Origin of the sequence: Vibrio sp. D431a, assembly GCF_030248655.1 — a bacterium.
In the GTDB taxonomy this organism is placed as follows: Bacteria; Pseudomonadota; Gammaproteobacteria; order Enterobacterales; family Vibrionaceae; genus Vibrio; species Vibrio alginolyticus.
In genome coordinates, this window is sequence record NZ_JAHGAP010000002.1 from 387,503 (window position 1) to 400,447 (window position 12,945).

General features: G+C 44.3%; 11 protein-coding genes. 7 read left to right on the top strand and 4 right to left on the bottom strand.

Annotated elements, in window-relative coordinates; all coding sequences use genetic code 11:
- Positions 1–61: 61 nt before the first annotated feature.
- Together KJB35_RS04005 and KJB35_RS04010 are read right to left on the bottom strand one after the other, a co-directional pair.
- A complete protein-coding gene (locus tag KJB35_RS04005) occupies positions 62–1,693 on the bottom strand; it encodes an ABC transporter ATP-binding protein (RefSeq protein WP_238842797.1) in 1,632 nt (543 codons plus the stop codon).
- Between the two features lie 85 nt (positions 1,694–1,778).
- A complete protein-coding gene (locus KJB35_RS04010; RefSeq protein WP_005375116.1) occupies positions 1,779–2,276 on the bottom strand; it encodes a hypothetical protein in 498 nt (165 codons plus the stop codon).
- 187 nt (positions 2,277–2,463) lie between these two features.
- Here KJB35_RS04010 and KJB35_RS04015 point away from each other — a divergent pair, with 187 nt between their 5' ends.
- The 3 genes from KJB35_RS04015 to KJB35_RS04025 all read left to right on the top strand — a co-directional run bounded on the left by KJB35_RS04015 (position 2,464) and on the right by KJB35_RS04025 (position 8,103).
- The gene (locus KJB35_RS04015) at positions 2,464–4,824 is read left to right on the top strand and encodes a Lon protease family protein (RefSeq protein WP_005375118.1); all 2,361 of its coding nucleotides are present in this window, start codon (positions 2,464–2,466) and stop codon (positions 4,822–4,824) included.
- Between the two features lie 293 nt (positions 4,825–5,117).
- A complete protein-coding gene (locus KJB35_RS04020; RefSeq protein ID WP_005375120.1) occupies positions 5,118–6,746 on the top strand; it encodes a methyl-accepting chemotaxis protein in 1,629 nt (542 codons plus the stop codon).
- Between the two features lie 397 nt (positions 6,747–7,143).
- Positions 7,144–8,103 (top strand): porin, encoded by a 960-nt coding sequence (locus KJB35_RS04025; protein WP_171344177.1) that lies wholly within the window; start codon positions 7,144–7,146, stop codon positions 8,101–8,103.
- Positions 8,104–8,227: 124 nt separating this feature from the next.
- On the opposite strand, the gene KJB35_RS04030 is transcribed toward KJB35_RS04025, so the two are convergent.
- Entirely contained in the window at positions 8,228–8,974 is a 747-nt protein-coding gene (locus tag KJB35_RS04030) for a flagellar brake protein (protein WP_042521645.1), read from the bottom strand.
- 127 nt (positions 8,975–9,101) lie between these two features.
- Here KJB35_RS04030 and KJB35_RS04035 point away from each other — a divergent pair, with 127 nt between their 5' ends.
- Entirely contained in the window at positions 9,102–9,377 is a 276-nt protein-coding gene (locus tag KJB35_RS04035) for a GNAT family N-acetyltransferase (protein ID WP_017635482.1), read from the top strand.
- Complete coding sequence (locus KJB35_RS04040) at positions 9,374–10,351, top strand: phosphotransferase (protein ID WP_155396143.1); 978 nt, start codon at positions 9,374–9,376, stop codon at positions 10,349–10,351. Before KJB35_RS04035 ends, KJB35_RS04040 begins: the two co-directional genes overlap by 4 nt.
- A 46-nt stretch (positions 10,352–10,397) precedes the next feature.
- Here KJB35_RS04040 and KJB35_RS04045 read toward each other — a convergent pair whose 3' ends face one another.
- The gene (locus tag KJB35_RS04045) at positions 10,398–10,898 is read right to left on the bottom strand and encodes a GNAT family N-acetyltransferase (protein ID WP_017820512.1); all 501 of its coding nucleotides are present in this window, start codon (positions 10,896–10,898) and stop codon (positions 10,398–10,400) included.
- Positions 10,899–11,293: 395 nt separating this feature from the next.
- Between KJB35_RS04045 and napG the strand changes: the two genes are divergently transcribed.
- Both napG and napH read left to right on the top strand, forming a co-directional pair.
- Positions 11,294–12,064, top strand: a complete 771-nt coding sequence (gene napG / locus KJB35_RS04050) for a ferredoxin-type protein NapG (protein WP_064376387.1) — start codon at positions 11,294–11,296, stop codon at positions 12,062–12,064.
- Complete coding sequence (gene napH / locus KJB35_RS04055) at positions 12,064–12,918, top strand: quinol dehydrogenase ferredoxin subunit NapH (protein ID WP_213907566.1); 855 nt, start codon at positions 12,064–12,066, stop codon at positions 12,916–12,918. Before napG ends, napH begins: the two co-directional genes overlap by 1 nt.
- The last annotated feature ends 27 nt before the right edge of the window (positions 12,919–12,945 follow it).

Consider the following 12,945-nt stretch of genomic DNA (forward strand, 5'->3'; position numbering starts at 1 on the left):
GACAAGATGAATTTATCACCTTTTCTTAATCCTAGTTTATGAATATGAAACTGTGATGAACCTAAGCCGCATTGTGCTGATTTTCACTGTTTTCAAGATCAAATGAGGCATCTATCAGTTTTTTCGTGTAGTCATTTTTAGGGTTTTGGAAAATATTTTCGGCTGTACCTTGTTCCATGACCTCGCCTTTTTGCATGACAAGAACACGATCAGAAAGGGCTTTGACGACTGATAGATCGTGGCTAATAAACAAGTAGCCAATGTTATGCTTTTTCTGCAAATCTTTCAGAAGGTCAATCACTGTCAGTTGCACCGAGCGGTCTAATGCAGAGGTTGGCTCATCAAGCAGAATAAACGAAGGTTCAAGGATCAGTGCTCGCGCGATAGCAATACGCTGACGCTGGCCTCCTGAAAACTCGTGCGGATAACGGTTGATGGACGCGGGATCTAAGCGGACCTCACGGAGCACGTTGCGCGCTTTCTGCATACGTTCTTTTTTACTCAACATTGGTTGGTGGACAGTTAATCCTTCTGTGATGATCTCGCCGATAGTCATACGAGGAGAAAGCGAACCATAAGGGTCTTGGAATACCATCTGAACGTCTTTTTTCAGCTCAAAACGTTCTTTGTTTGTCAGCAAGGCCATATCTTGGCCTTTATATTCTATTTTGCCAGTTGAGGGCAGTAGACCTATCAAAGCTCGGCCGAGTGTAGACTTACCTGAACCGGACTCCCCAACGATCCCGAGGGTCTCTCCTTGTTTAAGCTCAAGAGAAATGCCTTTTACCGCTTCGAAGTACTCATTCTTGCTCGCAATAAAATGCGACTTTACCAAGAATTTGACTCGTATATCGTCGGCCTTTAAAAGCTGTGTAGCACTTTCGCTAATAGGCTCCTTACTGCCTTTAGGAATCGAGTTGATTAGCATACGTGTGTATTCGTGCTTTGGGTCCTCGAAGAGTGTTTGCGTTTCGCCTTCTTCGACGACTTCTCCTTTACACATCACAATGACACGATCTGCAAAGTGTTTTACGACGCCTAAGTCATGAGTAATAAATAGGATTGCCATGCCCATCTGAGCCTGAATTTCTTTAATCAGGTGCAACACTTCTGCTTGAACCGTGACATCCAACGCCGTTGTTGGTTCGTCGGCGATCAAAATATCGGGCTCGTTAATCAGTGCCATCGCAATCATGATACGTTGCAATTGACCACCAGAAAATTCGTGTGGGTACTTGTTGTACGCTTTTTCTGGGTTTGGCATATGAACCAATTCAAACAGCTCTAACACCTTTGCTTTTGCTGTTCGTTTGTCGACCGGGCGGTGACACATGATGGCCTCAGCGACTTGGATACCCACCCGCATGTACGGGTTTAGTGAGGTCATCGGCTCTTGAAAAATCATGCCAATGCGATCACCGCGAATACTTTGCATTTCACGCTCTGTTTTATCCAAGATGGAGCTACCCTCAAACATGATGGATGAGCTTTCATGCAAAATAGCGTTGTCTGGCAGTAGTTTCATCAGTGCATTGGTTGATACTGACTTGCCAGAGCCAGATTCGCCAACGATGGACAGCGTCTCGCCTGCTTTTAAATCGAAGCTAACATTCTTTACTGCATCGACGATACCATCGTTTGTCGTAAAGCTGACTGATAGGTTGTTCACCGAAAGAATGGTTTTAGAAGACATCACAGATCCTTGTGGTTGATAAAGCAAATGATACTCAAGTAATGGACAGCACAAACCTAGTTGTCCTCAATGCTTGAGCTTTAGATTAATTATACAGGTGAGAAGGCGAAGATTTTGCCGAACTCATTGCTTGCAAATGTAAGAACTGCTCATGTGCGCGCGTTACGTGCTCGAGTTCTATCATCCATTGAGCATTACGTTGGGCAGAGCAAAATGCCGCCATGTGAGCTAACAAGTCTTCGCTCTGTTGACCAAGTAGGTGACCTACGCGCTCAATCAGTTCATGGCTCTCTAGCTGCAAAAATTGAAATAGCGCGTAAGTTTGATTGAGTATTGAGAACGCATCATGCTGTAAGCCGAGTTTGTTGAGAATCTCTGATTGCGTCACGCTGGCATCTCTAAGCCCCGTAATGAGACATACAAACTGGCAAGGTTTAGTTTGTGCATTTTCTAGCGCTAGATGAATGTGGTTGGGTAGATTGTTGAGCACGTCGTCATATAAACGATGAGCTTCTGGCCAATGGCCTTGTTCCATCAGTTGCTCCGCTTTTAAGTAGCGCATCCAGCATTGCTCAATATTCATATCCATCTCCACAACATTTGATTTGTTTAGATATTAAATGAAATTGATTATCAATTGCAAGTGCGTGTTAATATCACTTATGTGTTCATAAAATGTCCAATCAATCTAGGGTGGAAGGTAAATCACTTAAAATTAAGCAAATAATCTCTACACTCAAATAACGAAAATAAGAAAAAAGGAAGTGGATATGGCAATACTAAGATTGGAAGCTAAGCAGCTATATTCTGTAGCAGATCTAGAGAATATGCCATGTAAGTCGACCAAGGAGTTACCTCCAATTGATGAAATCGTGGGCCAAGAGCGCGCGCAAAAAGCGGTCGAGTTTGCGATGTCCATCAAAGAGAAAGGGTATAACATCTACGCCATTGGTCAGAATGGGCTAGGTAAACGCACCATGATCTTGCGCTATCTGAATCGTCACCAGCACGATGCAGCAGCCCTGTTTGATTGGTGTTACGTTGCGAACTTTGAGGATACCCGTACACCAAAGGTATTAAAGCTGCCTTGTGGTATCGGAAATAAGCTACGTGTTGATATTGAAGCTTTAATGGGCAAATTATTAAATGCTTTACCCCTAGCATTCGACAATGAAATGTACTTTAGCCGCGCTGAGCGATTAAAAAATCAATTGGCAGCTAAGCAACAAAACGAGCTGGATCGTATTAGTCGAGAGGCAAAAGAAAAGGGCATCAGCCTAACACTGACTACGCAGGGGGATTATCAGTTTGTCGCCATGAACGGTGATGAGCTTCATACGGAAGAGTCTTTTGATGTACTAAGCAAAAAAGAACAAGAGCAATTCAGCGATGCTATTGATGAACTCGAAGTGCGATTGCGCTCGATGGTTCGTGAGCTTACGGAGTGGGAAGAGACATACAGCGATAAAATCAAAAAGCTCAATGATGAAGTGACGCTTGATGTGATTACTCACTTCATCAAAAAACTCAAAGTGGATTACGCGCAATATTCCGAAATCAAAACCTACTTAACTGAGCTGCAAAAAGATATTGTTGAAAACGCAGATATCTTCCTTGACCAAAGTGGCGAGCAAGGCGAAATTGCGACGGCATCCTTGGATAAAAAATTGCCACGTCGTTATAAAGTGAATGTCTTGGTAAGCCGTAAAAGCAGCGAATTTCCTATCGTTGTTGAAGAAAATCCCAACTATCATTCACTCTTCGGGTCGATTGAGACTGCCACTTTCAAGGGAACGGTGTTTACCGACTTCTCGCTGATTCGTGCAGGGAGCTTGCATAAGGCGAATGGCGGCGTTCTATTAATGGATGCTCAGAAAGTACTTGAACAGCCTTACGTTTGGGATGGTTTGAAGCGCGCATTGCGTGCTCGTCAATTGAGTTTTACGTCTCTAGAAAAAGAAGTCACATTGACGGGAGCGGTATCACTCGATCCTGAACCGATTCCGCTTGATATCAAAATTATCTTATTTGGTGATTACCGAACTTACCAATTACTCCAACATTACGATCCAGAGTTCAGCGAGTTGTTCCGTGTGACGGCAGATTTCGAAGACGAAATGAAACGTACGCCGGAGTCTGAGCTGCATTACGCGCGCTTTATCTCTAGCGTGGTGCATGACAACAATATGCTGCATTGCGATCGCAAAGCCATTGCTCGGATCATCGAATACAGCTCACGTTTGTCTGGCGACCAATCCAAGCTATCTCTACATTCGGCTAATATCGCCAACTTGCTTCGAGAGTCGAACTACGTTGCTCGTCAAGCCAACTCCAACATGATCCGTATTGGGCATGTTGAAGAGGCGCTCAATAACCAAGAAATGCGAGTAAGCCGATTACGCGATAACGTAATGGAAACCTTTATTAACGGCACAACGCTGATTCGCACCGAAGGAGAAGCCGTAGGCCAAGTGAACGCACTTTCGGTATTGAGCACTAGTGACTACATGTTTGGTGCACCGAATCGCATCACAGCGACGACGTGTTACGGTGATGGGGATGTTATCGATATCGAGCGCAGCGTGGATTTGGGGGGCAGTATTCACTCTAAGGGCGTAATGATTTTGTCTGCCTACTTATCTTCCGTATTTGGTAAAACGGCACGAGTGCCATTAACGACAACCATTACCTTTGAGCAATCTTATGGTGGTGTTGATGGTGATAGTGCCAGCATGGCTGAGTTATGTGCGGTTGTGTCTGCTTTTTCAAAGCAACCAAACCGACAAGACATTGCGATAACAGGGTCGATGAATCAATTTGGTCAAGCTCAGCCTATTGGTGGCGTAAACGAAAAGATCGAAGGCTTTTATGATGTGTGTGTAATTAAAGGTCGTCATGACGGGCAGGGAGTCATTATTCCGCGCTCTAATGTTCACAATCTAATGCTTCGTTCCGACATCGTGAAAGCAGTCGAAAAAGGCGAGTTTAATATTTGGGCGATTGACCATGTTACTGAAGCTATCGAATTGTTTACGGGGAAAGTTGCTGGTGAGCCAACCGATGAAGGTTCTTATCCAATCGATACCATTTTTGGCCTTGCTCAAGCTAAGCTCAATTCGTTGAGAAAATAGGCTGAAACCGTCCTAAATGTGAATGTATCTCATCATAAGTGATCATAAGTTATCATAACGACAATATCCCGACGCTACTGTCGGGATATTGTCAATAACAGATTGAAAATGGAGAGTTTTTGTACTAGACAAAAGTGTGATCGACCTCTAATATTCGCCACTTGTTTATTCGTCTGGGATTTATCCCGTCGCAAGGAAGCATAGATATTCAAACTGCCGAAAAGTAACGTTGTTATAAGCACTGCTCGAGTTTGTTTGGATATAGACATCACGCATACAACTGAGGCCCTGTCATGCAGTTATCACTGAAAAATTTGTCAGTACGAACGCAAATTTTGGTTCCGGTATTATTTACCGCGATTGTTTTGTTTATTGCTCTTTGGATTACTAAAAACAATCTTCAAGCAGAGCAAGATGTTATTGCTTCCAACCAAGAATCTTTGGTTTTTCACAAAGACACATTGGCGAGTATTGACGACCAAATTTACCCTCTGCGCATAAGCGCGGTTTACGCTATTTACGATGCTTCTCGTCGTGAGAATTTTCTAACCGAATTGAAAGAAGGCTTAAAGCAAGTTGATGCCGATTTAAGCGCAATTGAAGCCCGAAACCTATTCCGTGACGATGCCGTTAAAGTTCGCCAAGCAATTGAATCCTATGTGCGATATTCAGAGCGCTCAGTTGCTTTCTTCAACCAATACGATCAAGGTTTGAAATCGGATAGCGAGTACCGTGCATTTGTCAAAGAGTATCGCAATGTTGGCCGAGAAATGGTCCAACAAATTAACACACTATCAAAGCATGTAAACGAGCAAGCTGAACAATCTACTATCAGAAGTCATCAGCAAAATGAACGTGTGCAAAATAACGCTATGTTGACGGTTTTAGCGGTATTTGCTTTCTCATTGATAGGCGCTTGGTTCCTATCTGGCATGATTGTTACACCAATCCAAAAGCTGCAAGAAGTGATGCGTCAGTTAGCAATGGGTAATCTATCAGTACGTGCAGATGTCGATGGGGACAATGAGATCTCTAAGCTGAGCAAAGATGTAAACCAAACCGCAGAGCAGTTATACAACACTGTGGACCAGTTAACCCGTATTAGTGAGGAAGTTGCATCTGCATCGACCGAATTAGCTGCGGTAATGACGCAAGCGGAAGCGAACGCTCAACAAGAGTTGGCGGAGATCGAGCAAGTTGCATCTGCGGTTAACGAGCTTGCAAGCACTGCGAATAATGTGAGTGATAACGCGACCTCTGCTGACGCAACCGCGCGTGAAGCTGATGGACTTGCTCAATCAGGTTTGGCTATCTTCCAAGAAAGTGCGGAAGCAAGTGCGCAAATGTCTCAAGCATTGAACGATGCAGCGCAAGTTGTTTTGCGTCTAAAAGAGCAATCTGTACAGATCAACGATGTTATTGAAGTGATTCGCGGCGTATCTGAGCAGACCAACTTGCTAGCATTGAATGCTGCGATTGAAGCGGCGCGAGCTGGTGAGTCTGGTCGTGGTTTTGCGGTAGTAGCTGATGAAGTACGAATGCTAGCAGCGCGTACTCAAGACTCGACACAAGAGATCCAAACGATCATTGAAGAGCTTCAAGCGCAGTCTGGGCTTGCGAATGACAGTATGCAAGTCAGCCTTGATATGCTTAGCCGCAACAACGAGCTGACGCAACAAGCTAATGAAGCGTTGGTTGGAATTACCGAGTCAGTCGCCAACATCAACGATTCAAACACGCAAGTAGCAACCGCAGCCGAAGAGCAGTCTCAAGTTACGCAAGATATCAATCGCAACGTGGTTAACATGTCGGAGCTTGTAAACCAAAACGTAGCGGGCATCAGCCAGAGTGCAAGTGCGAGTACTGAGCTTTCATTACTTGCAGAGAAGCAGAAAGAGCAATTAAGTTTCTTTAAGCTTTAATTCATCATCTACTTATCAAATCTCTAAATCCCTGAGTGAATGCTCAGGGATTTTTTTGTTTGTAATAATCGGATTTATTATCAATAAGTCTATCTAAAACAGTCAGTTAACAAGATTTTTTTGCGGGCAATATCACGTTTTGTGATATTGTTTTTACATTTTTTTCGTCAATTTTTTTTTGACGCGAACATTTTTTTTAACTCAACCGATAACTTGATGGTTGAGAGGTATTCATATCGTCATTTTAAGTGGTGTTTTCTTCTATAAGCGCTGTTTATTCAACACGTTGCGTGAAAAATAACAGCTGCTACTATGCCGCCAGTTTTCTCGTTGGTACAGAAAAGTCCTGTTTTTCTGGTGAGAAAACACATATAAAACAATGATATGGAAAATAACAATGAAATTAAAAACTTTAGCTGTAGCAGTGGCGCTAATGGCATCAGGATCTCAAGTTGTCGCTTCAGAACTATACAACCAAGATGGCACTTCTCTTGAGATGGGCGGCCGCGCTGAAGCGCGTCTTTCTATGATGGATGGTAAGGCAGAAGACCGTACTCGCATCCGTCTTAACTTCCTAGGCAAACAGGAAATCAATGAAAACCTATACGGCGTTGGTTTTTGGGAAGGTGAGTTCAAAACAAAAGAAGAAGGTGCCGTAGATAACAATAGTGATCTTGAAACTCGTTACGCTTATGCGGGTCTGGGTGGCAAATACGGTGAAGTAACTTACGGTAAAAACGACGGCGCACTAGTGGTTCTTACTGACTTTACTGATATTATGGCTTACCACGGTAACACAGCAGCACTTAAACTGCCTGTTTCTGACCGTACAGATAACATGCTGTCTTACAAAGGCCAATTCGAGCAACTAGCTGTACGCGCTAGCTACCGTTTTGCTGATCGCACAACAGATGCACAAGGCTTTACAGACAACGAGGAAGATGGCTTCTCTCTATCTGGTGTTTACGCGTTTGCTAACACTGGTTTTGAACTAGGTGCTGGTTACGCAGATCAAAACGACAGCGATGAGTTCATGCTGGTAGCTGCATACTCTGTAGGTGACTTCTACTTCGCTGGTAACTACACTGGCGCGGATATGGATGTTGCAGGTAAGACTTTTGATTACAAAGGCTACGAACTAGCCGCTGCTTACACTATGGGTCAAACTGTATTCACTTCTACGTTCAACAAAGGTGAACTAGAAGACGCAGATACTGTAGAAAACCTAGCTGTTGATGTAACTTACTACTTCAAGCCTAACTTCCGTGGCTACGCATCATACAACTTCGATCTAATGGATAACGAAGGCGCTGATGAAAAAGATGAGCTAGCGCTAGGTCTACGTTACGACTTCTAAGTCATGACTCTTATCTAAGATACTGCCTTATTCTTAGTAAATAAAAACCCCTTACTGAAAAGTAAGGGGTTTCTTGTTTTCTAGCACTTCAAAGCTTCTTGATAAGCGATAGGGGTTATCAAATCTATCTTTTTAGTGTGAGCTTAGTACCATCAAATTTGAGGTGACTGAGGAGGTTTTTAGCGTTGTTTTTACCAACCTCATCAAACTCCATTCCGTAGCGAGCATAGTGCGTTGATTTTTGTAAATTACAAATACGACCTCGCAATGGCGCTAGCATACGACTCTCTCCGGGCATCGTTAGATCCAATGAAACGTGGTCACCAACCTGAAGTGGCCGGCTCATTGGTGATGTTACAAAACGACAGCCACTACGAGATAAATCTCTTATTTCGCATTCAGTTCGATAGGCTTCTAAACAAACGCGCGCTCTCAAATTTACTTCGTAACGCACTTCTTTGCGAAGCTGAAAGACCTGCATAGTGTTGGGTAGGTCTAGCACCAAAATTGGGTACGGATCGCCTAGTCGATGCTGTAATTGGGCCCGAAATGGGATAACGGCCCCTTCACCTCGATGAGAGTAGGCTTTTACATTGATCCAAAAGCCTTCTTGAAAATAGAACTTCAAGTCTTCATCGGAGATGTTCGGAACCTCTATCAATGCAGTATTATTTGAGTGACAGCCAACAAATGTGCTGGTTGTAATAAACTTTGTACCAACGGGGGTGGTGACGTTTAAGCTCACTTCACTGCCATGTTCGACCATTGCCATTGCATCGGTGCTATTTAATGTACTTGCCTGACGTTCTGGTGCCTTCTTGCTTTGCAGAGGTAGCTTGCCGTCTCTGGCAATTGGGCTCATATTTCTCATTATAATTGTCGTACCTGATGTAAGAAGGTAATCGCGTGAGGCGAAGCAGCACTCTCGCATGGTATCGATTTTATTCAGTGATATAGTTTGATTCAATCAATCTGTAACAAAAATTAGAGAGCAAGATATGCATAAAGTAACTCATGAGACCACGAATAGTACATTCTGGGTTGATTTAGAGCAGGGTTATAAAGCCAAGGTGATTTATCAGCTTAAGGGTAATGTCATGCACATTACATCAACGGTTGTTCCTGAAGCACTGCGAGGTAAGGGGTACGGAAAAGTGATGATGGAAGCGGTGTTGCCAGAAATTGAGTCACTCGGTTATCAAATCAAACCAGTTTGCCCATATGTTATTCACTATATGGAGAAGAACCAAACGTGGTCACATCTGCTCGCATGATGAGTAACAACCACCAACGCTACCAAACTATTGGCCAGGAACTCAATCTCGGTAATTACCGCTCTGTAGAAGTCATACAATCGCTATGGGGAGGCTATGGGGAGTTAGTCCGAGTTACTTATTCTACTGGTTCGGTGATCATTAAGCATGTAAAACTCCCTAAGCCTTCAGAGCATCCTAGAGGCTGGAATACGGACCGTTCTCATCAAAGAAAGTTGCATTCTTATCAGGTGGAAGTGAATTGGTATGAGTATTTTTCCGGAGGGGTGGATACTCGCTGCCGAGTACCACAAGGTCTAAAAACGTTCCAATCGGAGAATGAATGGCTCATTGTGATGGAAGATCTCGCCGAGGTGGGCTTTCCAAAAGTCATCACAGATGCACAGCTAGAGCATCTACAAGCCTGCCTCACTTGGTTGGCGAACTTTCATGCGCGATACATCGATGTTCGTTCGGATAAGTTGTGGCATACCGGAACATACTGGCACTTAGCAACCAGACCCGACGAGCTTGAAGCATTGCAAGACACTGAGCTACAAAATGCGGCTCAATTGATTGATCAAACGCTCTCGCAAGCTAAGTTTAAAACACTAGTACATGGTGATGCCAAATTGGCGAACTTCTGTTTTGATGAAGAAGAATCAAGCGTTGCTGCGGTTGACTTTCAATACGTTGGATGTGGGTGTGCAATGAAAGATGTGGCACTGTTTATGAGTAGCGCCGTTAAGCCAGAACGTTGTGCAGAGATGGAAGTTTGGGTTTTGGATACGTATTTTGCTCAGTTGCAATACTCGCTAATGGTCTATCAACCGAATCTTGACCCTAATGAAGTCGAGCGTGAATGGCGTCCTTTGTTTGCTGTGGCTTGGGCAGACTTTCAGCGATTTGTGAAAGGTTGGAGTTCTGACCACTGGAAGATCAATCCCTACACAGAAGCATTGACTCGCAGAGCGTTGGCTTACTTACGAAAGTGAGTCGAAGTTTAAAAAGAAAAGCCTCCAATTAGTAGGAGGCTTTGTTTTATCTTTGGCCTGGTCTGATGCGCGCCATGTAATAGGTATTGATGAATTCACCATCACGGAAGGAACCGTCAATCGCTTCACCCTCAATTTGAAATCCATGCTTTTTATAAAGCCCAATGGCGGCGTCGTTATCGGCATTGACCTCTATCTGAATTCTTCTCACATTTAACCAGTTATCTGCTAGTTCAGTGACTGTTTCTATCAATTTGCTACCAATACCGAGTCCGTGGAAACTATCATGTACTCCGATGCCAAACGATGCCGTGTGCATCGTTCTTGGACGTAGAGAGTGGTGAAAGCCAATATTACCGACGACTTTACCATCAATTTCAGCGACATAGCTATAAACACCATCAGGTATGTTTGACAATCTTTCCACCCACATCGCGAGCGAAGGCTTTGGGAGTTGCAGGGTTTCACGCTGTGCTTTTGGTTGTGAATAGATTTCTACGAGTGCCGCTGCGTCTTCGACGGTCGTTGGACGTACGATAATTTCCATGCCTCTCTCCTTCGCTTTTTAGTTTTAATTTTTAATCTAACCACAGTTTTCTTATTTGGATAGTATTTTTTTATGTTTAATGGATAAATGCCTTTTAAATTAGCTTGTTATGATGTCTTTTTTTTAATTTTCAGTAGTGATTTATCATCGAATTGAGCGAATAGATTGCAAAGGTGTTGAATTATTGTACTGAGAATGGTGCGTACTGCAGAGTATCGTGGTGAATTTCATGTCGCAGTAAATAAACGCATTTAGTCAAACTGTGATGACGGCACTGTGCGTCAGTTGACTTGAATCAATAGAGGATGGGGTTACCTCCTATGAGGTATAGGGAAACGACACGTTTAGGGCTATTTATGCTTAACTTGATAAGGGAGTTTTGTTGAGGAAATAGCATGAAATCCTCTCAGTCTAAAATATCGCAAAGTCGGCGCCGATTTTTGCGTGATACAGCTCGAACTGCGGCTGGTGTTGGCGCAGCTGCGTGTGTATTGGGCTTACAATCGCTACAAAGCCAAGCTCGAGAAACCAAAGGTGTGCCTATTCGTCCGCCTGGTGCACTGCCGGAAGGCGATTTCGAATCAGCTTGTATTCGATGTGGCTTGTGTGTTCAGGCATGTCCTTACGATACCTTGAAACTTGCGACATTACTTTCACCCGTCGCGACTGGCTCACCTTACTTTACTGCACGCGATATTCCCTGCGAAATGTGCGAAGACATTCCTTGTGTTGTCGCTTGTCCGAGTGGGGCGCTGGATCCGAAACTAACCGATATTGATGATGCTCGAATGGGTACAGCGGTTCTTATTGACCATGAAACTTGCCTTAACTGGCAAGGGTTACGATGCGACGTTTGTTATCGCGTTTGTCCGCTGATTGATGAAGCCATCACGTTAGAGATGGTTCACAACGATCGAACTGGCTATCACGCCAAACTTATCCCTACAGTGAATTCCGAAGTGTGTACCGGATGTGGTAAGTGTGAACAAGCGTGCGTGTTGGATGTCGCTGCTATTAAAGTCGTCCCGACGGATTTGGCGAAAGGCAAAGTAGGCAGCCACTACAATTTTGGTTGGAAAGAGCTCGACAAACCACTCGAAAATATCCTCCCTAGTGAGACGCCTGTGCCGGAAGGTGCGCTTGAATCGCTAAAAGGAGGTAAGTAATGGCAAAGAATTTAGCTCAAAATGCTGGCAAAGAAGCGCTTGAAAAGCTTGGTTGGTGGCGCGCGCATCGGTTTTTGATTTTACGTCGGCTATGTCAGTTCACCATCATTGCGCTATTTATGGCTGGGCCGACGCTGGGAATTCTAACTGGTAATCTGTCATCAAGTATGTTGCTCGATACCGTGCCGTTAAGTGGCCCGTTAATCGTGCTTCAAGCTTTGGCGACAGGGCATGTTCCGGAGTTTAATGCGTTGTTAGGCGTAGTGATTGTCGTGGTGTTTTACGCGATTTTGGCGCCGCGCGCATTTTGTGCTTGGGTGTGCCCGTTGAACATCGTGACAGACTTGGCGGCGTGGTTGCGTCGAAAGTTCAACATTAAAGCGAGCTATCGTTGGTCTCCCGTGATTCGTTATTGGCTGATCCCTGTTTTGATGTTGGGCAGTGCGCTATCTGGCGCGATTCTTTGGACATGGTTAGATCCAGTTGCGGCACTGCATCGCGGGTTGGTGTTTGGTATGGGCGCAGGTTGGGTGCTAATCGCCCTAGTGTTTGTGTTGGATTTACTCTTGGTTGAGCATGGGTGGTGTGGGCACTTATGTCCACTGGGGGCTACCTATGGCGTGATAGGCCGAAAAAGCCTGTTGCGCGTTACTGCTGTTCGGCGCGAAGATTGCACCAAATGCATGGATTGCTTTTACGTTTGCCCAGAACCAGAAGTGCTTCGGCAGCCTTTGAAAGAGGGAGATCGTCGAGTTATGGATCAAAACTGCATTAGCTGTGGCCGTTGTTTGGATGTGTGTCCAGAACATGTGTTTGAATTTAAAAATCGCCTATCAGTAAAAGTCATTGATTAAGCCACTGAGCACATTTACTCATGCTTT